The sequence below is a fragment of the Coleofasciculus sp. B1-GNL1-01 genome (genome assembly GCF_040220235.1).
Classification (GTDB): Bacteria; Cyanobacteriota; Cyanobacteriia; order Cyanobacteriales; family Coleofasciculaceae; genus Coleofasciculus.
Genome location: NZ_JAVJTO010000010.1, coordinates 1 through 18,861, shown reverse-complemented (window position 1 = coordinate 18,861; position 18,861 = coordinate 1). Strand labels below are relative to the sequence as shown.

At 44.5% G+C, this 18,861-nt stretch carries 21 protein-coding genes, 1 rRNA gene and 1 pseudogene; 15 read left to right on the top strand and 8 right to left on the bottom strand.

Annotated elements, in window-relative coordinates:
- Nucleotides 1-95, top strand: a 5S ribosomal RNA gene (gene rrf / locus RID53_RS02240); the annotation flags it as partial.
- A gap of 135 nt (nt 96-230) precedes the next feature.
- Here rrf and RID53_RS02235 read toward each other — a convergent pair.
- On the bottom strand, nt 231-437 hold the full coding sequence (locus tag RID53_RS02235; RefSeq protein ID WP_446386569.1) for a transposase: 207 nt from the start codon (nt 435-437) through the stop codon (nt 231-233).
- A 221-nt stretch (nt 438-658) separates the two neighbouring features.
- Here RID53_RS02235 and RID53_RS02230 point away from each other — a divergent pair.
- The 3 genes and pseudogenes from RID53_RS02230 to RID53_RS02220 all read left to right on the top strand — a co-directional run.
- Nucleotides 659-1,042 (top strand): annotated as a pseudogene (locus tag RID53_RS02230) (class I SAM-dependent methyltransferase); the annotation flags it as partial.
- A 170-nt stretch (nt 1,043-1,212) separates the two neighbouring features.
- Nucleotides 1,213-2,289 (top strand): LamG domain-containing protein, encoded by a 1,077-nt coding sequence (locus RID53_RS02225; protein WP_446386568.1) that lies wholly within the window; start codon nt 1,213-1,215, stop codon nt 2,287-2,289.
- A 146-nt stretch (nt 2,290-2,435) separates the two neighbouring features.
- Entirely contained in the window at nt 2,436-3,635 is a 1,200-nt protein-coding gene (locus tag RID53_RS02220; protein ID WP_446386567.1) for a WD40 domain-containing protein, read from the top strand.
- Nucleotides 3,636-3,660: 25 nt separating this feature from the next.
- Here RID53_RS02220 and RID53_RS02215 read toward each other — a convergent pair whose 3' ends face one another.
- Both RID53_RS02215 and RID53_RS02210 read right to left on the bottom strand, forming a co-directional pair.
- Nucleotides 3,661-4,263: a hypothetical protein gene (locus RID53_RS02215; protein WP_446386566.1), complete on the bottom strand. Its 603-nt coding sequence runs from the start codon at nt 4,261-4,263 to the stop codon at nt 3,661-3,663.
- 203 nt (nt 4,264-4,466) lie between these two features.
- Nucleotides 4,467-4,841, bottom strand: a complete 375-nt coding sequence (locus tag RID53_RS02210) for a DUF1257 domain-containing protein (RefSeq protein ID WP_446386565.1) — start codon at nt 4,839-4,841, stop codon at nt 4,467-4,469.
- Nucleotides 4,842-5,080: 239 nt separating this feature from the next.
- Here RID53_RS02210 and RID53_RS02205 point away from each other — a divergent pair, with 239 nt between their 5' ends.
- Nucleotides 5,081-5,557: a hypothetical protein gene (locus RID53_RS02205; protein WP_446386564.1), complete on the top strand. Its 477-nt coding sequence runs from the start codon at nt 5,081-5,083 to the stop codon at nt 5,555-5,557.
- On the opposite strand, the gene RID53_RS02200 is transcribed toward RID53_RS02205, so the two are convergent.
- From RID53_RS02200 to RID53_RS02190, 3 genes are all read right to left on the bottom strand, one after another.
- A complete protein-coding gene (locus tag RID53_RS02200; RefSeq protein ID WP_446386563.1) occupies nt 5,543-6,181 on the bottom strand; it encodes a response regulator in 639 nt (212 codons plus the stop codon). The genes RID53_RS02205 and RID53_RS02200 overlap by 15 nt on opposite strands.
- 265 nt (nt 6,182-6,446) lie before the next feature.
- On the bottom strand, nt 6,447-7,628 hold the full coding sequence (locus RID53_RS02195) for a sensor histidine kinase (protein ID WP_446386562.1): 1,182 nt from the start codon (nt 7,626-7,628) through the stop codon (nt 6,447-6,449).
- A gap of 47 nt (nt 7,629-7,675) precedes the next feature.
- Entirely contained in the window at nt 7,676-7,810 is a 135-nt protein-coding gene (locus tag RID53_RS02190) for a hypothetical protein (protein WP_446386561.1), read from the bottom strand.
- Between the two features lie 150 nt (nt 7,811-7,960).
- On the opposite strand from RID53_RS02190, the gene RID53_RS02185 reads away from it, so the two are divergent.
- Together RID53_RS02185 and RID53_RS02180 are read left to right on the top strand one after the other, a co-directional pair.
- Nucleotides 7,961-8,374, top strand: coding sequence for a Spy/CpxP family protein refolding chaperone (locus RID53_RS02185; RefSeq protein WP_446386560.1), 414 nt, complete (start codon nt 7,961-7,963; stop codon nt 8,372-8,374).
- Nucleotides 8,375-8,557: 183 nt separating this feature from the next.
- The gene (locus RID53_RS02180) at nt 8,558-9,295 is read left to right on the top strand and encodes a phytochelatin synthase family protein (protein WP_446386559.1); all 738 of its coding nucleotides are present in this window, start codon (nt 8,558-8,560) and stop codon (nt 9,293-9,295) included.
- Between the two features lie 16 nt (nt 9,296-9,311).
- Here the strand turns inward: RID53_RS02180 and RID53_RS02175 are convergent, their stop codons facing one another.
- On the bottom strand, nt 9,312-9,665 hold the full coding sequence (locus tag RID53_RS02175) for a hypothetical protein (protein WP_446386558.1): 354 nt from the start codon (nt 9,663-9,665) through the stop codon (nt 9,312-9,314).
- Here RID53_RS02175 and thrB point away from each other — a divergent pair.
- The 4 genes from thrB (at nt 9,654) to RID53_RS02155 (ending at nt 14,002) form a co-directional block, all read left to right on the top strand.
- Nucleotides 9,654-10,613: a homoserine kinase gene (gene thrB / locus RID53_RS02170; protein WP_446386557.1), complete on the top strand. Its 960-nt coding sequence runs from the start codon at nt 9,654-9,656 to the stop codon at nt 10,611-10,613. The genes RID53_RS02175 and thrB overlap by 12 nt on opposite strands.
- Nucleotides 10,614-11,114: 501 nt before the next feature.
- Nucleotides 11,115-11,639 carry a pentapeptide repeat-containing protein gene (locus RID53_RS02165; protein WP_446386556.1) on the top strand — a complete coding sequence of 175 codons (525 nt, stop codon included), beginning with the start codon at nt 11,115-11,117 and terminating at the stop codon, nt 11,637-11,639.
- A gap of 175 nt (nt 11,640-11,814) precedes the next feature.
- Nucleotides 11,815-11,940: a hypothetical protein gene (locus tag RID53_RS02160; protein WP_446386555.1), complete on the top strand. Its 126-nt coding sequence runs from the start codon at nt 11,815-11,817 to the stop codon at nt 11,938-11,940.
- Between the two features lie 151 nt (nt 11,941-12,091).
- On the top strand, nt 12,092-14,002 hold the full coding sequence (locus tag RID53_RS02155) for a CHASE3 domain-containing protein (RefSeq protein ID WP_446386554.1): 1,911 nt from the start codon (nt 12,092-12,094) through the stop codon (nt 14,000-14,002).
- An 88-nt stretch (nt 14,003-14,090) separates the two neighbouring features.
- Here the strand turns inward: RID53_RS02155 and RID53_RS02150 are convergent, their stop codons facing one another.
- The gene (locus RID53_RS02150; protein WP_446386553.1) at nt 14,091-14,957 is read right to left on the bottom strand and encodes an Npun_R2479 family HD domain-containing metalloprotein; all 867 of its coding nucleotides are present in this window, start codon (nt 14,955-14,957) and stop codon (nt 14,091-14,093) included.
- A gap of 599 nt (nt 14,958-15,556) precedes the next feature.
- Between RID53_RS02150 and RID53_RS02145 the strand changes: the two genes are divergently transcribed.
- The 4 genes from RID53_RS02145 to RID53_RS02130 all read left to right on the top strand — a co-directional run bounded on the left by RID53_RS02145 (nt 15,557) and on the right by RID53_RS02130 (nt 18,726).
- Nucleotides 15,557-17,392, top strand: coding sequence for an AAA-like domain-containing protein (locus tag RID53_RS02145; RefSeq protein ID WP_446386552.1), 1,836 nt, complete (start codon nt 15,557-15,559; stop codon nt 17,390-17,392).
- Between the two features lie 268 nt (nt 17,393-17,660).
- Entirely contained in the window at nt 17,661-18,023 is a 363-nt protein-coding gene (locus tag RID53_RS02140; protein ID WP_446386551.1) for a nucleotidyltransferase family protein, read from the top strand.
- Nucleotides 18,010-18,357 carry a HepT-like ribonuclease domain-containing protein gene (locus tag RID53_RS02135; protein WP_446386550.1) on the top strand — a complete coding sequence of 116 codons (348 nt, stop codon included), beginning with the start codon at nt 18,010-18,012 and terminating at the stop codon, nt 18,355-18,357. The genes RID53_RS02140 and RID53_RS02135 overlap by 14 nt, the downstream gene beginning before the upstream one ends.
- A gap of 117 nt (nt 18,358-18,474) precedes the next feature.
- The gene (locus tag RID53_RS02130; RefSeq protein ID WP_446386549.1) at nt 18,475-18,726 is read left to right on the top strand and encodes a hypothetical protein; all 252 of its coding nucleotides are present in this window, start codon (nt 18,475-18,477) and stop codon (nt 18,724-18,726) included.
- Nucleotides 18,727-18,861 lie beyond the last annotated feature (135 nt).

Sequence of the window (18,861 nt, the reverse complement as noted above, 5' to 3'; positions counted from 1 at the left end):
TCCACTCCGACCCCATCCCGAACTCGGCTGTGAAACGTTGCTGCGGCGAAGATACTTTGGGGGTTGCCCCCTGGGAAAATAGCTCGATGCCAGACTTCTTCTTTCATCAAGCCCTCTTTTCTTCACGGAAAGGGGGCTTTAGTTGTTGTTAGTTGTTGTATAGCGTTTTTCAATTGGATGAGATACAGATTAGCAACTGAAACCCTTGTCCAGCAAGCCTCACCTGTACCTCACTCATTTTCTAACCATGTCTCAATTACCTTGGCTGTACAATATCCTTCATATACCATCGGGGCGAAAAAATTACCGTCACATAAAGCGCCGATAATACTTAGTCTATCTTGGCGTTTACCGGGTCGCATACTATATAATCTTTCCCCTTTTTGGCTCCATCCGTAGGGATAGCTTTCATTATTGTTGATTCCGCTTTCATCTATGTATATTACCTGTTTTGGTCTATAGTTAGCTAGTTTTTGTTTAAACTCGCATCTGGCATCTTCACATCTCTCCTGATAGCCATAAGTTTTTTTTTACGAGTGTAGCCAATTTTCTTGAATCCTCTACTAATTGTATGATGGCTGACATTCCCCTACAGTTGAGCTAATTCTTTTTGAGTTTTGTCCGGGTTGGCTTTTCTCTAATTCTTTAAACTTATGGTTTTGATGCTTGTGTTTCCTCTCTAGCTATTCATCATTTGACGGATGAAATGAAGGTAAAACTGTTTACTAAAATTGGGGAAAGCCTTAACCCTGGCGGTGTGTTTTGGAATGCTGATCCGGTTGTTCCTGAATCACCAATTTTGTCAGAAGCCTATAAGCATATTCGCGAGGAATGGTGTGTAAAACAGGGAACCACATTAACCAAAGTCAGGACGAAAACAGGTAAAAGTATTCCTTACGGTTATTCTCAACCGGATCAATTAGTTACATTAGCATCCCATCTAGATATGTTGAAAACGGCTGGGTTTGAATCTGTAGCCGTACCTTGGAAATATTATGGGTTAGCCGTATTTGGTGGAGAAAAGACAGAAGGCAAAGGGTAGCAGGGGAGCAGAGGTTGTAGAGACTCCTCCGGTGGACGTGAAGCTTTTGCTATAGCGAGGAATGAGCCTCAGAATCTCGCCAGATGTTTCAATGACTCCGCGAACCGTAGCGCGATCGCTCTCTGAGAAGAATGGCATTATAGGTTAAAGAGGATAGGGAAATAGGGGCGATGGCAAAGGATTCTCACCGACCCAAAAAGGATGACGCCGTTCTCGGCGGTAAAAATCCACCCCCAACTAAAGGCGTAGTCTTAGGTGGTATTGCTGGGGTGAGGATGCGTTTAACCTCTCTTGTTGTAGAACAACGTTTAGCCGCTATTAGCGAAGCCATCGCCTATGGGGATGCGGGGTTAAGTTTGGTGCAGGACGCTTTTGTACAAGATGAATCCCCACGGGTACGACAAGCAGCACTCTTAATCCTGTGGAATCAGAAACAATCGTGGGTTCAGCAAGCCATTCAACATTATGTCCCGGCTAATCGGATAGCCTGGTGGCGGTTAGATGAAAAAGAAGGGGACATCGCGGCGGATAGTGTGGGGGGAAATGATGGCACAATTAAGGGGGCGACACCAGTAACGATGGTTCCGGGTCGAATGCCGGGATTAGGTGGTGCGGGACATCCGGATGAGGTGAATCCGGAGTCTTATCGCTTTGTCGAATATGTTCTACCTCAAGGGTTAGGGAGTGCGCTGCAATTTGATGGGGATGACTATGTGGAAATTCCCCATGGATCAGCCCTGAATTTTGGGGTTGGGGATTTCTCGATTGGTGTGGGTGTTAAAAGTCGTAGTCGCGGACTTGAGGTAATTTTGGATAAGCGCGTGGAAACCTCGGGTTCGGTGCAAGGATATTGTTTATATCTGCATAAAGGTCGGTTGGGTTTACAATTAGCGGATGGAATCGAGTCTGCTTGGACGAATTATGATAGTCAGCGCTTCATTGCTGATGATCTCTGGCATTATCTGATGGTTACCGTTGACCGAGATGCGACGGATGGGGGACGATGGTATGTTGATGGGATTGAGTTGAAATATCGGTTTAATCCGACGGGACGACAGGGTTCGCTGAATAATTTTAAACCTCTGCGATTGGGACGGCGTTCGGATCATCCGAGTTTACCGGGATTCTTTCAGGGTAGGATGAGTGATGTGCAACTGTTTAATCGATCGCTAGCCGCACCTGAGATTCTAGCGGTTTATCACAAGGTTGGGGTGCAGGGAACGCGATCGGGATTTATTCATAAGTAATTAGTAGTTTGTGATATCTAATCTGATGTTTTTTTAACGCAGAGGAACGCAGAGGTTTTCGCAGAGGGACGCAGAGAATTTAGCAGGATTTGGGGTAAGTTTTTATAGAATTGGAGAAATAAGGGGAAACGATATCATAAACGATTATGGTGGAGCATTTTAATCAGCCCAGAAACAATGACGCTGTTCTTGGTTCGTCTTATGCTGCCCCTCTGGGTGCGGTTATTTTAGGCGGGATTGCAGGGGTTAAGCGGCGTCTGGCAAGTGACGATGAGACGGTGAGAATTGCTGCACTTAAAGAGGCGTGCAAGTATGGAGAATCGGGTTTAGGGGTAATTATCCCCGCTTTGCAGGATGAATCAGAACAAGTGCAGCGAATTGCCTATTTACTGTTGCGCGATCGCACTGAACGAGAGGCGAAACGGGCGGTTAATGCGTATCTCCCGTATCACCTGTTTGAGGATATCGCCACCTATAAGCTAGGTCAATCTATTGCGATCAGTCCCGATGGGACAAGGATTGCCTATTTACGCGGGAAAACCATTCGAGTGTACCATTGGCAGACGGAACAAGTCCTCTACAAGATTCCCAAATATCCCAAAGCGAAAGAATTTTTGGCATTAACAGAGGATGTGAAAACAGTCGTGCGAGTTAGAAATGGTGCAAGTCAGGTGATCGAGATTTGGGATCAGGGAGAACTTCGCCACAGTCTCTATGGACATCAAGATATCATTCGGGCGATCGCGATTCGTCCTGATGGTCAAATTCTCGCTAGTGGCAGTCAGGATACCACAATTAAACTTTGGCATCTCGAAACGGGTAAACTGATTTGTACGTTTAGTAATCAATTAACTCTAGGGGCGCATACGGATGAGATTTGGAGTCTTGCCTTTAGTGCGGATGGTAATACCTTAGTGAGTAGCAGTCGGGATGGCAAGATTAAGCTGTGGGATTTACGGACAAGAGATCGTCCTCGGACATTGAAAAGTTACGCTAACCAAGTGGCGATGAATCCTGATGGGTTGACATTAGCGAGTACCAATTGGCAAGGACAAATCCAACTCTGGAATCTAGCGACTCACCAGGTTGAACATACGTTGGAGGGCTATTATTTTGCGGTGAATAGTCTGCTGTTTAGTCGATATGGGCGAATTTTAATCAGTGGGGGGAATGATCGGGCGATCAAGTTTTGGGATGTAGCGACGGGAAAACAAATTCAGACATTGACGGGACATAATGAGGCTGTAACCTGTCTGGCGTTTTGCCAGGATGGGCAATATTTAGTCAGTGGAAGTTTGGATAAGACGATTAAGATCTGGGGATGTGTGAATAATCAGGCAACTTAGATCAATATAATTATCAATATAATTATTAATGGTCTTGAACAGCATTTGCCAAAATTCCTAAAATTTTATCGATATCATTCAGATAATACTCATTTAAATCAATTTCGATAACGTTTCCTTTAAGGCGCAAAAACTTCCAGTTGGTTCCTGACGTGACTGCGCCATAAATTTCGGATATCCCATTTCCTTCGCGGTCATTGAAAATCTGAGCCGCTACCATTTCTGCTACACACTGTCCCAATCCCCCAATCAGATTTTCTTTCTTTGCTTCTACCAGCGTAATTACTGGCGCATTGACAAATAACTGTTCCGGAGACTGGCTAATCAGAAAATCGCAAACTCCATTCAATCCGCGTTCTTTATCAAGATTAAATTCAATTCCTGAAAATAAGTTTATCTGTTCGTGTAATTGTCTTCTGATATCAATTAAAATTGGGGCAATAATCATTTCAGATCGAGCTTTTTCACTATTGCTGGCTAAGGCTAAGGGAATATTATAGTGTAAAGTATCTGTCAGGAAGGAACTGGGTGCAAACTCAGCAACCTGACTAAACGTATTCATTTCTTCTACAGTAATTAAGTCAAAGTCTTTTTTAACTTTGGCTAACGTAAAGTCACTATATGACATTTGAATTAACCCTGAAAACCTGTAGGTTAGGTGGATGCAGTAAACCCAACAAAATTTAAGCGTCAAGCCCTTACTACGAACTTCAATTGAGAGATGCCACGTTACTATTCTTGCAAAGGGCGGGTTTTGTTGATGCATCATTGGAGACCAACTGAGTGACTCAACCCGCCTTGACAATATGAATGGGGAATGGGGGGACGTTTTTATTGCCAGCGTCCCACAACTACCCGCACTGTACCGTCTTCTAATACGTCTTCTTCTTCGACATTAAATCCTTGTTTTTGCACGGAATGCATTAACATTTTATGGGCGTATTTTTGATTCACGGAATTGACGAATTCTGTTTGATTAATTCTCGCCCCCCAGAAATCTGCCACGAGTTCATACGCCTCGCCATTTTGACGGAATCCTAAATCGTAACCATTAGACTGGCGAATCACGTATTCGGCTTCGGTAGTATTTCCGTGATAGCCGCGTACCGAGGTATTGCATTCGACTTGATACCCCAACTCCTGCAATGTTTGATGCAGAATTTCGCCGTCTTTGATCTGAATGTTGATGGTGGTGAAGTGAGACATGGTTTTAGATGATGATTAAAATTGGTGTCCTAACCGCCGTGACGGGTGATAGACATGCGTTTATGGCGCTAAAGCGCAACTACGAACTCAGATTAAGGAGTGTGTCATTCGAGTTAAGGCAATGAGTAATCGGGTAAATTTCTCTCTAGGGAAGGATGTGGGAGTTAGACTCTAGCCAGACGCGATCGCACGTCTATTCTGTTTAGTGTAAAGCATAACCGCAGTTAGGAGGGTTCTCAATGGTACTTCGGAAAATGATGGGTTTGGGGCTGGTGATGGTACTTTTGTCTGCTTGTAGTATTTTCCATGAAGAGGAAGTGGCTATACCGCCAGAGGAGACAGTAGGTGAGACAGCCATAGACAATGCTTCTACCTTAGGCGATGTCTCTGAGAATAGGGAGGAGTTGACGGGTGAGATGATTACCGTGGATGGTAAGGTGGACGAGGTTATCGATTCGAGTACATTTAAGCTGGTACAGGAAGAACCCCTGTTAGACAAACAAGTCCTGGTGATGAATGCTAATCCCGATACGCCGATTATAGAGGACAACTGGGTGAGAGTTACAGGGGAAGTGGGTCGGTTTGTTAGTAAGGAGGAGTTGGAGAAGGATTATGATTTAACCTGGGATTTAGATGTGGAACAAAGCCTAGAAGCGGAATACGAAAATAAACCTATAATTTTGGCTGAGTCTGTGGAACTCCTAGCCGTGGATTGAATGAGAGTTTGCCCAGATTGCCGCTTGAGTGCGATCGCGTAGGTTCAATCGGCTTAAGATATTGGTAATATGATTTTTCACGGTCTTCTGGGAAATATACAGAGTTTGGGCAATTTCTCGATTATTCGCACCCGTGGCGATTAAGCGGAGGATTTCCTGTTCTCTGGGGGTGAGTTCATCCCAAGCGGTGGAGGAATTGGAGACAGAAGCAGGGATTTGCGTCATAATCTTTTGACCAATTCCTGGTCCCAATTGAGTATACCCCTTATGCACCGCCCGAATCGCTTGGGCTAATTCGTCGGGGGGTGTATCTTTGAGTAAATAGCCCGATGCACCATAATGCAGGGCTTGGGTAATATACTCATCATCATCGAATGTGGTTAAAACCAATAGTTTGATGTGGGGAAACCGTTGATGGATTTCGCGGGTAGCAGCGACACCATCCATAATCGGCATACGCACATCCATGAGGATAATATCAGGGTGTAAGGTTTCCAGTTGCGCGATCGCCGTTTCTCCATTATCCGCTTCTCCGATAACCTCGAAATCATCTTCAAATTGTAATAAGGCTTTTAACCCGCGTCGGACTAGACTTTGGTCATCAACTAATAGGATTTTAATCATAAAAACTCCACTCCACACTCAATCCTAAATTAGGGCGGGTTTTGTACAAAATTTACCATCTATAGCCAAGCAGAAAGTTCCTAAACCCGCCCCTACACACTCCACTAAGCTGAAATGCATTTAAATTGGGTATTAGTAGCGAGCAAGATGCAAAGCCTGCGGCATGGCTTCGCTTAACGCACTACAAGGATCTCGCAATTCTTGACATTATGGTTTAAATGCCGAACAGCTTACTTATGACGAATGACGAATGACATAAGACAAGTCACCACTCAACAATAACTTGACACCCTTGTCCGGGTGCTGTGTTAATTGTAAAACGACCCCCTAACGCTTGAGTACGTTCCCGCATCCCTTGGAGTCCAAAACCCGTGGTATTCTGCGTCACATCGAATCCTCTGCCATTATCCTGAATGATCAGATGGAACTGGGAATCTGTCCAAATCTGGATACTCACCTCCGTGGCTTTGGCGTGTTTATAGATATTGGTGAGGGATTCTTGGATAATCCGATAACTCGTCATTTTCACATCAGGCGTCACCGGATGGGACAAATTGATCTGACAATCGGGTAAGATACCTGTAGACTTGTGAAATTCTTGGATTAAAGAGGCGATCGCATCCTCTAGAGATTGCCCTTGTAACGGGTTAGACCGCAGAGTTGCCACGGATTGACGCACGTCTTGCAGCGCAGTCGCGGCGACTTGTTTGACTTCGAGTAAAAAATCTTTGGCTTCGGTGGGATTCGACTCCAAAAGCCGCAACGCGGCTTCTAAGTGCAGATTAAACGTAATCAGAGAATGTCCCAAGGAATCATGGATTTCTCTAGCAATCCGATTCCGTTCTTGCAGCGTCGCCATATCCTCAATCCGGGTAGCATAGCGTCGCAGTTGTGCATTTGCCTGTGCTAATTCGTCCCGGCTGCGCCGTTCGGCTAATACCGCATCAACTAATAACTGTAAAAAGACTAAAACTAAGCCAAAGACTACTATAGAACTTAACAGGATAAATAGCCAGCGTTCTGGCATCGCCAAAACTGGGGGGCGAAAGGGAGGGCGAAGGCGAAGGCTGCGAGACTGAAATCGGTCAACTTCTCGCATCAGAAATAAGACAAACGCGAATCCGGTAATAATTAAGCGACTTTGCCGTTCAAAGATAAAACAATTGCGGATAACTAAAATAATTAACATCAAGGGTAACATGCGAAGTTTGCCCACCAGGGAGACGAGGAGAATTACGCAAATTTCCACGCCAGTATAAATCACCTTAACTGATTTCTGGGTCGGTAATCTTAACCCCATCACACCAAAGACAGCTAAACCCAACAAATTCAGGAAAGGGAAGCGAGGGAGGAGAGGAAAAGGAAATCGCAGGAATTCAATGATAGCGATGATTCCCAGGAGAATCCATTCTAGATATAAAAGGAAAGGAATTGGGTGTTTGGTCATTAGTCCTTTGTCATTAGTCCTTTTTCGTTCGTAAAGTCGGGGCGGGTTTAGTTACATTTCGGTGTAACCAAAAAGATAGTAGTGAAACCCGCCCCTACACAATCTCCCTCTGCTCCTCTATATTCCCCATCTGCCTCATCTTCCTCTGTTTCCCCTGCTCCTGATAACTGATAACTGCTCACTGATAACTGATAACTCCCCCATCTCCTCCACACCTGACATACTAGGACTAAAGTCCCACCTCAAATCAGGACGTTTGCCTCAAGTCGATTAACCTCTACAGTTTCTAGGATAAAGACATCAAACGGCAAATTGTTGACAACTGTAACATCATGAACATCAAAGTCTTTCCTCTCTTCGCCACCATCGCTGCAATTACTCTCGCGGCTGCACCCATGGCAGCATTTTCCCAACCCCGATTCGCAGAGGAACTGAACCTAACAACCGACCAACAAACGCAGTTAGAGCAAATCCGGGAAAACAAACACTCGCAAATCGAACAAATTCTCACCCCCGAACAACGGGAACAGTTCCAAGAATTGCGGGAACAACGCCAGCGACACCGGGAAGGGATGCGGGCGCTAAATCTGACCGAAGCACAACGGGATCAGATGCGGGAAATTCACCAATCCGCACGGGAACAGATGCGAGATGTTCTAACCGAGGAACAACAAGAACAAATACGTCAAATGCGGGGAAATCGTCGGGGTCGAAGAGGAATGGGACGTCCCAATCAAGCCCAATAGATAAAAAGTAACCCGAAAACCCGTAGGGGCGCACCGACGTGCGCCCTGATTCGTGTCAGATAAAGCCTTGAGCAAGTACGAACTTTAACTGTTGGTCTTAATGTCTGCTAGTAGAATTAGCCATCTGTCAACAAAGCAGATTAATATCAGCATATTAGCAATATTCGACAACTCCAGCTCAATATGCATCGACTGAAGTTTCTCAAAGCACTTCGCATTCCTCTAGGTGCCGGAATTATCGGGTTTTCCTTTGCTACAGGTAAACTCCTCCCCCAAACATTGCCCCTATCCCAAGATTTAATTAACCTCAACTCTCAGGATGGAGAAACCCTACTCGTTGAAAGTAATGCTCGTCGGGACTATTTCCCCTTAAGTATCCATTTTGAAACCCAGGAAAATTTAGCCTATTGTGGCGTCGCCAGTATAGTGATGGTACTCAACGCCCTTTCTATCCCTGCACCGCCAACCACTAACTTTGGGGACTATCACATTTTTACCCAAGAAAATGTTTTAAATGAACAAACTGAAAAAATTCTCCCTGCTGCGGTCATTGCCCGTCAAGGGATGACCTTAGACCAATTAGGTCAACTCTTAGAAACCTATCCCCTCAACGCCGAAGTTTACCACGCCAGTGAAGTAACTCTAGACAAATTCCGTCAGATGGTGGTCGAGAATTTAGAAGACCCCAATAACTTCGTCTTAGTCAACTACTTACGCAAAACCATGGGTCAGGAACGGGGCGGACATATTTCCCCGATCGCGGCATATAATCAACAGAGCGATCGCTTTCTAATTTTAGATGTATCCCGCTACAAGTATCCACCCATTTGGGTTGAGGCGGAAGACCTTTGGCAAGCCATGGCGACGGTGGATTCTACCTCAGAAAAAACTAGAGGTTTTGTTCTGATCAATCGTCGTTAATTAGGGGAAAGCTGAATCAGCGTATCCATAAGGACGGGTTTTGTTGTTCGGTTATCGGTGGGGAGGTCTGGTTTTGTTGTTCGGTTATCGGTGGGGAGGGCGGGTTTTGTTGTTCCGTTAGTTCTGAGGATCTGACTTTAGTTCCTAAACCCGCCCCTACAATTGTGACTAAACTCGCCCCTACAATTGTGACTAAACTCGCCCCTACAATTGTGACTAAACCCGCCCCTACAATTGTGACTAAACTCACCCCTACCACCATTGACAGACGGACAGATGTAGCATGAGTCGTCTCTACATTGATACAGGAAATCTGGTAAGATTGCCCCTTGGCATCTTTTAATCTAATCCCGCACGAATGTCTATCCATTCTCCCGTCACCGTTACTGTTCCCGCGACAACCGCCAACTTAGGACCCGGATTTGATTGCATTGGCGCTGCCTTAACCCTGTACAACACGTTCACGTTTACTCGTCTGAGTTCGGATACTCCCTGGGAAACAGAACGGGCGGTGAGAATTCGGGTGTCGGGTGTCGAGGCAAACCAGGTAAAAACTGATGAAACGAATCTGGCTTACCAAGCCTTTCTGAAACTATACAACCAGATTGGTCATACACCTCCCCCCGTCCAACTCAAAATTGATTTAGATGTTCCCCTAGCCAGAGGGTTAGGAAGTTCCGCCACGGCGATTGTCGGTGGATTAGTTGGCGCTAACCAACTCGCTGGGGAACCCCTGAGTCAAACCGAAGTCATGCAATTAGCGATCGCGCTGGAAGGACATCCAGATAATGTTGTCCCCGCTTTGTTGGGCGGCTGTCGTCTGGCGGCGCGGGGGGATGCGGTTCTCAAGGAATGGGAGATTTGTGATATTCCTTGGCATGATCAAATTGTCCCGGTTGTCGCCATTCCCAATTTTGAACTCTCCACCCAAGAGGCGCGACAGGTAATCCCCACCCAAGTGAGTCGGGCGGATGCTATTTTTAATATTGCCCATTTCGGCTTATTGGTACGCGCCTTAGCAACGGGACGAGGTGATTGGTTACAAACTGCCCTCCAGGATACGTTACATCAACCCTACCGACAGGCTTTGATTCCGGGGTATGAAGCGGTACAAACCGCCGCCTTAAAAGCAGGTGCCTATGGAGTGACGATTAGTGGCGCTGGTCCCACTTTGTTGGCGCTTGTCGATCCGATGCAAGCTGAAGCCGTAGTCACCGCTATGGCTGAGGCTTGGCAAGAGGTGGGAATTTCTGCAATAGCGCGATCGCATTCGATTGACACCCAGGGAACCACTAGCGCGATCGCACCCGCCATTTAACCCGCCTTTAAGGAGACAGGGGGTGTAGAAACGTAATCGGCTAAGTCTCGACACTCCTTCAAACCAGCTTCCCTCAAGGATCGCGCCAGGTCGAAATCTTATCCGACTAGCGAAGCGAAAGATCAACACTCAATACTCAGGGCGGGTTTTGAACAAACGTTATCGTCAATAGCGAAACGCGATTCCCGAAACCCGCCCCTACACACTCAAAACTCCCTCGATTCATAGCTATGCCATAGAAAATTCTCTATGTTTTGACCAAGCACTTCTTATCCGATAATCGGAATAAGGTCTTAAACTTTTGTTACATTGATCGATGAAACCCCTATTTGTTTCATCACCCGTTTCTGGCATGAACTCAATGTTAGTCACTTGATTTAATAACAATCTCAGCAATTTTTATGACTCCAAATCGACCCTATTCTCGCCATTCTGAATAATTCAGAGAATTTTTACAAAACGATACTGCGATCACGTTGAAACTTGGAGGAGTCATACAAAGTGGCAAATGCGAACGATATAGTTATCCTAAAACAAGGTGTTGAAAATTGGAATCGGTGGCGACTGCAAAATATTAACTTAAATCAAAATCAGAGTAAACCTAATGTAATTAAACTGAACTTTAGTAAGGTTGATCTGAGTGGATTGAATCTCAGTGAGTATAATTTGCAAAACTTCAACCTCAGTCGAGCCAATCTTAGTCGGGCGAATCTCAGTCGAGCCAACCTCAGTCGGGCGAATCTCTATGAAGCGATTTGTCATACAACAAACCTGAATCAAGCCATTTTAATTGATACGAACCTCATCGCTGTTTTCTTAAGAAATGCTGATCTCAGAGGCGCAAATCTGAAAGGCGCGGATTTAACCGATGCGAATCTCAGTGGTGCTGATTTGACAGGCGCTAATCTCAGTCAGACAAATCTGAAAGGAGCAAACCTGAGAAATACCAATCTGAATCAGGCAAATCTCAATGGTGCGAATCTGAGTGGGGCAATTTTGAAGGGCGCGATTATTTGTCAAGTCTAGGGGGGACTGATACCAAGTTGCGTTCAAAGATAGCAGATAGAGTAGATGGGGTGAGGGGGTGAGGGGGAGATGGGGGAAAAAGAAAGTTCTACATTAGACTGCAACTGGGTATGAATGTTGATTTTCCCGGTTCCCATTCCCTGAGAAAGGACAAAGGACAAAGGACAAAGAACTCATGACCAATAAACCAGCATTTGCCAAAGCCGAGAGTGGATCAGTAAAATGCTGGTTATATTTTACAGACCCTGAACGCGAGACGTATTTCTCTGAACGAAAAATAAATAACCCAGTTTTGGCATAATTTTTATCTGAAAACAATAAAATCATGCCGAGCTGACTATGTAAAAAAATATTATTATTTTAAATTACGGACAAAGATAAATTATACCTGAATAAGTATTTTGAGATTTAACACCAATCAGAGTTTCTTCGGTTAAACTCTACCCTTGATGATGAAACTATCGATACAACGCAAAATCATCCTAGGATTTGGACTAACCTCCAGCCTTATCGTTATCGTCAGCTCAATTGGTTATTATAGTGCATTTCGCCTGAGAGACATGAATCAAAAAGAACTCCATGCCAAAAAAGTATTAACAAAGCTGGAGGAAGTCTTAGCGGAAATTACGGATGCCGAAACGGGACAGCGGGGTTATCTTTTAACAGGAAAAAAGCGCTATCTTGAGCCTTATAAAAAAGCAATTGATAAAGTCGAAGATGATATAAAAAAGCTACAAGACTTGACAGCAGAAAACCCCTATCATCAAAAACAAATAGAACTTGCTATCCCTTTGATTTATCAGAAATTAGCCGAACTTCAGCAAACCATTACTTTAAGAAACGAGCAAGGATTAGACGCGGCTCTAGAGATTGTCAACACAAACGAAGGCAAACTGATCATGGAGCAGATTCGCGATATCTTTCATCAGATGAAGGCGGAGGAAGAGCGGCTATTTCAGGCGCGATCGCAGCACACTCAAGACACAGTCCATACGACAATATTGATTTTCTCCATTGGACTCATTTTTGACTTAGGTATTCTTGTTTTTGTCTATTCTCACATTTATCGCGAAATTAATCAACGGCTGCAGGCTCAAGATCAATTACGAGATAGTGAAAGTCGGCTCACTCAATTCTTAGAAGCGATACCTGTCGGCGTTTTTGTCGTTGATCAAAACGGTAGACCCTACTATGCAAATCAGACGGCAAAGAAACTTTTTGGGCAAGGTCTAATTCCCACCAATCCTGCCAATCGACTACCCGAAATTTATCCAATTTATTCTCCCAAATCCGAGAAAGTTTATCCCGCCAATCTTGAGCCAATTATCCAAGCGCTTAACGGTAAAAATTCCATCTATGAAGGGATAGAGATTCACCAGCCCGACAAAATAGTGCCGATTGAGGTTTTAGGAACCCCCATCTTTGATGACAAGGGAAATGTTAGCTACGCCATTGTCGTGCTGAACGATATTACCGAACGCAAACGGGGGGAAGCCGAACGACTCAAGTTTACAGGTCATCTCAATCAACTCAATCATGCTTTTTCTCGCTTTGTGCCGGGTCAATTTCTCCAGTTACTCAATAAAGAGACTATTATTGATGTTAAGTTAGGCGACCAAGTGGAGAAAGAAATGTCCGTGTTATTTTCGGATATTCGCGACTTCACTGCTCTTTCGGAAGGGATGACCCCTGAAGAGAATTTTAAATTCATCAATTCCTATCTATCTCGAATGGAACCCACTATTATTAAAAATAAAGGATTTATTGATAAATATATTGGGGATGCGATTATGGCACTCTTTAGTGGCGGTGCAGATGATGCGGTTAAAGCCGGAATTGCCATGTTGCATCAGTTAACTGAATATAATCAACATCGAGCTAACTGTAATTATCGAGCCATTCAACTAGGTATGGGCATTAATACAGGAACATTAATGTTAGGGACTGTGGGCGGATATAACCGCATGGATACCACCGTAATTAGTGATGCGGTTAATTTAGCGGCTCGTTTGGAAGGCTTAACCAAAAATTATGGCGTATCATTATTAATTTCTCACCACACGTTCAAACAATTGCAAAACCCCTACGACTATGCTATCCGCATGATTGATCATGTCAAAGTCAAAGGCAAATCTGAACTGGTTACCGTCTATGAAATCTTTGATGCTGACTTACCGGAAGTCCGAGAGGGTAAATTGGCAAATCAAGACCGATTTGCCTTAGCGTTGTCTCTGTATAATCAACAGGCTTATGCCGAAGCGCTAAAACTGTTTGAAGCCTGTTTGCGCCAAAACCCAGCGGATCAGGTGGCGCAAATTTATCAGCAACGCTGTCATCTGAATTCTAATACCAATTCTGTTTGACAATTCTAGCCCGGAGTTCAAACTCCGGGCTAATCGCTTAAGTCCATTTAAATGGACTTAAACTCTTATATCGTCCTCTAAAGATGGCTTAAACAAACATGGCAACCTTCTTTGGGCTTACCCTATTTTCCTGTTCAACCTGTAAGACATTACCATACAGATTGGCAATAATTTGTTGACCTGTTTTCGTGACCTCTAAATACCGCAAAGCGGGTTGGATGTATTGCAACACAATTGTCCAGAAAAAGTTGGGGTAGTTTTGCCGCAGTTCACCCGGATTGTGATAGCCTAAAATTTTATTCGCGCCACTTTCTTCAAACTCGCCAAACAAGGCGGGAATCTTTTGTAAGTAACGTGGATCACTAAGCTGACCAATCAAATCAGCCGCACGAGTCAAACCCGGATAATTCATCGTATCGTGATGGGCGTTATCAGCAGGTACTGGAAAACGGGTTAACTCAATATTGCGTTTTACGATGGCACAATCAATGAAGGGATGAGCGCCGAAATACTCGTCCACAAACCGCTTTCCTCGGTCAACATGGTAGGATGTCAAACTCGCATCGGTTGCCCCCTGGGGCAAGGATATCATCATATCATCAAGACCAATCACGTACAATCGTTGGTCAGGTTGGTCATTTCGGCAAATCCCTTTAACATAGCCAATGTCATGGCATAACCAAGACACGATTGACGTGAGCCAATCTTGACGGGAAACGTTTCCTTCTAGGATATGTTTCCCTCGAAGGATTTCTTGTCCGACTAAGCTCACCAAAATGGTATGTTCAACATTGTGGTAGAGAGCATCACTCTGGGCAATCCGGTCGAGAGCCACTTGAGCCACTCCCGTGATCACCTCAGCATAATCGGTTTGAGAATTTCCGTAAGTCTGACGGTAGCCGACTTGTAGACGTTCGACACAATCGCGAACTAGCACCCCTGTTAAATTAAACATTGTTCTTCCCCTGTCATACTATCTAAATTTATAACCGAGTCGGGTATTTCAGCCCGGTTGGGCGGCTTTACCCTGGTAGATTCACAGATCAATCGGTGGGGAACACCTATTTATTAGTTTCGTTGATCATCTGGGTTATGTAAACCATAAAACCTCACAAAAAAAAATAATAGTTTGGGTGAGCTAACAATCCAAATCAATTTTATTTGTTGATCAAATAAAAAACTCATAAAACCTCATAACTATTTCTTTGTATGTTCATCGCCCGTTAAAAAAGCCTGAAATATCAGGTAGAATTTTTTAAGCGCTATTCCCAGAATCGAGAAAAATTAACTTCGCCGAGAGAGCGCTTGTTAAAATTATAATAAAGTTGATGATTAGAATGGATATAATTTAGCATGGCATAACCCTAGCAGGAAAGCAACGGCGGGGGATCGTCTTATGTAAGGGGTTGAGAAATATTCACATAACTTAATATACTGGAGTTTATTTCCACCAACCTACTTAGCCAGACTCAATGAAACGTGAAATCGTTTTGTTGTCGGTTCCATGTTTCCTGTTCCCTAGTTTTAATTTTGAATTTTATTGATAAAGGGGAGATGGATTATAAAGACGCCTTAAATTTTATCGATCGCTTAACCTATCTGAAGACGGGAAAGCACCTAAATGACCTAGAACGGCAGGTTTTTGTCGGATCTTGGCAAGGACGCTCCTATAAGGAGATTTATCCGCAAAATCCAGAGTACGTGGAAAAATATGTAGGTTATAAGTTATGGCAAAAGCTGTCCCAGGTATTAGGGGAAAAAGTCAGCAAAAAAAAGATTCAGGGTGCGATCGCGCGAGCTAAGACGCAGCAGCCGCAAGTGTTTCTCAGTTACCATAACCAAGAGCCTGACGGGAGTTTAGCGATTCAGTTAGAGGAGGCGATCGCCCAAGCGGGATATTCAGCCTTTAGAACAGGGGTGGGGAAGGGTTCCAGCCATTCCGCTGCTGTCGTCGAGGCGGAATTAGCGCAGATTGATCGCCAACTGGCGCAATGTGAGTATTTTATCCTGCTCTTGTCTCCCCAAGCCGCATTGAGTGAAATGGTGATTGAAGCGTTACGACGGGTTCAGGAGTTACGAGATGAGAGTCACACGGCTAAACCCGTTATCTTACCGATTCGGGTGAATTGTCCACCCCGTACTCCCCTCAACCACGATTTACGCAGTTATCTTCAGGGAATTGGCTATCAGGAATGGAACACTCCCGCTGATACCCCCACTGTGGTACAGGCGGTGTTACAACGGTTGTCGGGGGGTGAGGATTGGGAAACTCCAATCTGGGAAGGGAACGATGTAGCGGAGGACATCAGAAGCTATCAGACTCCAATCAACCCCTTACCGCCTTTACCTGTAGCTGAACCCGAATTACCTCAAGGTCAAGTGCGGTTAGCTTCCGCCTTCTATGTCGAACGAGTTCCCGATGAAACACAATGTTATCAAGAAATTCTCAAACCAGGAACCTTGATTCGGATTAAAGCACCGCGACAGATGGGGAAAACCTCGTTAATGGCGAGAATTTTGTATCAAGCCAGAGAGCAAGGTTGTCGCACCGTTCCCTTAAGCTTTCAACATGCGGATAAAAGCGTGTTTACCAATCTCAATCAACTCTTACAGTGGTTATGTGCCAAAATTACCCGGAAGCTGCGTTTACCCCATCAAGTTGAGGCATATTGGACGGATACGTTTGGGAGTAAAGATAACTGTACGGCTTATTTTGAGGATATTTTGTTATCGGAAACCGATACACCGTTAGTCTTGGGATTAGATGAAGTGGATCGGGTGTTTCAGCATCCCAAAATAACCGATGATTTTTTTGCCCTCTTACGCGCTTGGTATGAAGAAGCAGGGTATGGGGATAGCGACAGTGATTTGTGGGCAAAATTGCGTTTAGTGGTGGTGCATTCAACGGAAGTTTATATTCCCTTGGATATCAATCAATCCCCGTTTAATGTGGGTTTGCCGATTGAATTATCGGAATTTAGTCGAGAACAAGTTACTGATTTAGCCCAGCGTCATGGACTCAATTGGCAAACTCATCAGGTTGAGCAATTGATGACAATGGTGGGTGGACATCCCTATTTAGTCCGAGTGGCTCTGTATTATATAGCCAGAGGCGAGTTAACCTTAGAGAAATTGGTAGAGATAGCGCCAACCGAAGCGGGAATTTACGGGGATCACCTGCGCCGACATCTATGGAATTTGCAGCAGCACCCCGAATTGGCGACAGCCTTTGCTCAGGTGCTAGGAGCGCAGGAACCCGTTGAGTTAGAATCCGTGTTGGCGTTTAAATTACACAGTATGGGGTTAGTGCAGTTACGGGGAAATGCCACTGTACCCCGCTTTGAATTATATCGCCAGTATTTTCGCGATCGCCTACAAAACGTATTTTAAGTCCAATGGCACGCTCCAGTCAGCATTTTAGGATCACCGAAACAGTTCTATTCAGAAATGGGACAAAAAGCGTTTATGTATTTTGTGGATCATTATCCTTAAGAACAGTCATGGCTGATAGACTGAGGTGTATGATTGGAATTAAATCACTGTTTTCGACTCAGGAGGCTGTATAATGAGTCCTACTCAGGGATCAATCCTAATGCGATCGCGCCCGCTATCAATAGCTTAAAATTGGGATACACGGTATCATTCTGTACTTATTTCTATGAATCTTCCTGTGCAACTCCAGCAAGACGTCGATGTCAATCCCAAACTCCAACAACGATTCAAACTGTCCCTAACTGAAATTGCCGAATTTTGTCAGCGATGGCAAATTGTGGAAATGGCGCTCTTTGGCTCAGTGCTGCGCGAAGAATTTCGGGCGGATAGTGATATTGACATACTGATCAGCTTTGCACCCAATGCCAGACAAGGCTTATTAACTCTTGCTCGCATCAAACATGAACTGGAAACGTACTTAGAACGCCCCATCGATATCGTGCTGAAACAATCTGTCGAAACCAGTGAAAATTGGATTCGTCGCCGCGAAATTCTCCAAACAGCCCAAGTGATTTATGAGCAGAGATAGGGCTTCCTTACTAGATATTGCTAAAGCCGCCCAAAAAATACAGCGATTTGCTGAAGGACTCGATCAATCGGCATTGGCAATCAATGAAGAGAAGCAATCCGCGATTCTTTATCAAGTCATTGTAATTGGAGAAGCTGTCAAACGACTGTCGATAGAATTTCGGAATCAACATCCTGAAATTCCCTGGCGGGACATTGCCGGAATGCGAGACATTCTGATTCATCAATATGATCGAGTCAACCTCAATACCTTATGGGATGTCATTCAAACTGATATTCCAGAACTGATGACACTACTTGAACCATTACTTCCTTATCCTGATGAGTTGGAATAATTAGCCAGCAATTGCACCAGGTCATATTAGTTGTATCGAAGTTTGCAGGAGTTGCGATCGCGCCCGCTATCAATCGCTTAAAATTGGGATACAGGGTATCATTCTGTACGTATTTCTATGAATCTTCCTGTGCAACTCCAGCAAGACGCCGAAAAGTGGGCAAGTCAGCAAGGAATCTCGTTGGAACAGTTCATCCTACAGGCTGTCGCGGAGAAAGTCACTGCCCTCAATCAGCAAAATACTGAAATAACAGTCCCAGTCTCACCAGCCGTTCACTCATCAACCTCTCAACATCCAAAAGTCTATCGCAAAGAAGGTATCTTAGTCGTTGAAACCGAACCAATTGACAATCTTGACATCAAATTTTAGACTGAAGTTCCCCTTTGACAAATGGCTACACTGTATGCCTATCTTGGCTTAGGGCGATTTCACTTTTGGCTTCACTGGGTACATATCAGGCTGACACCCAATAAATCTAAAGCCTTCTTCTGTACTGGAGTCGGT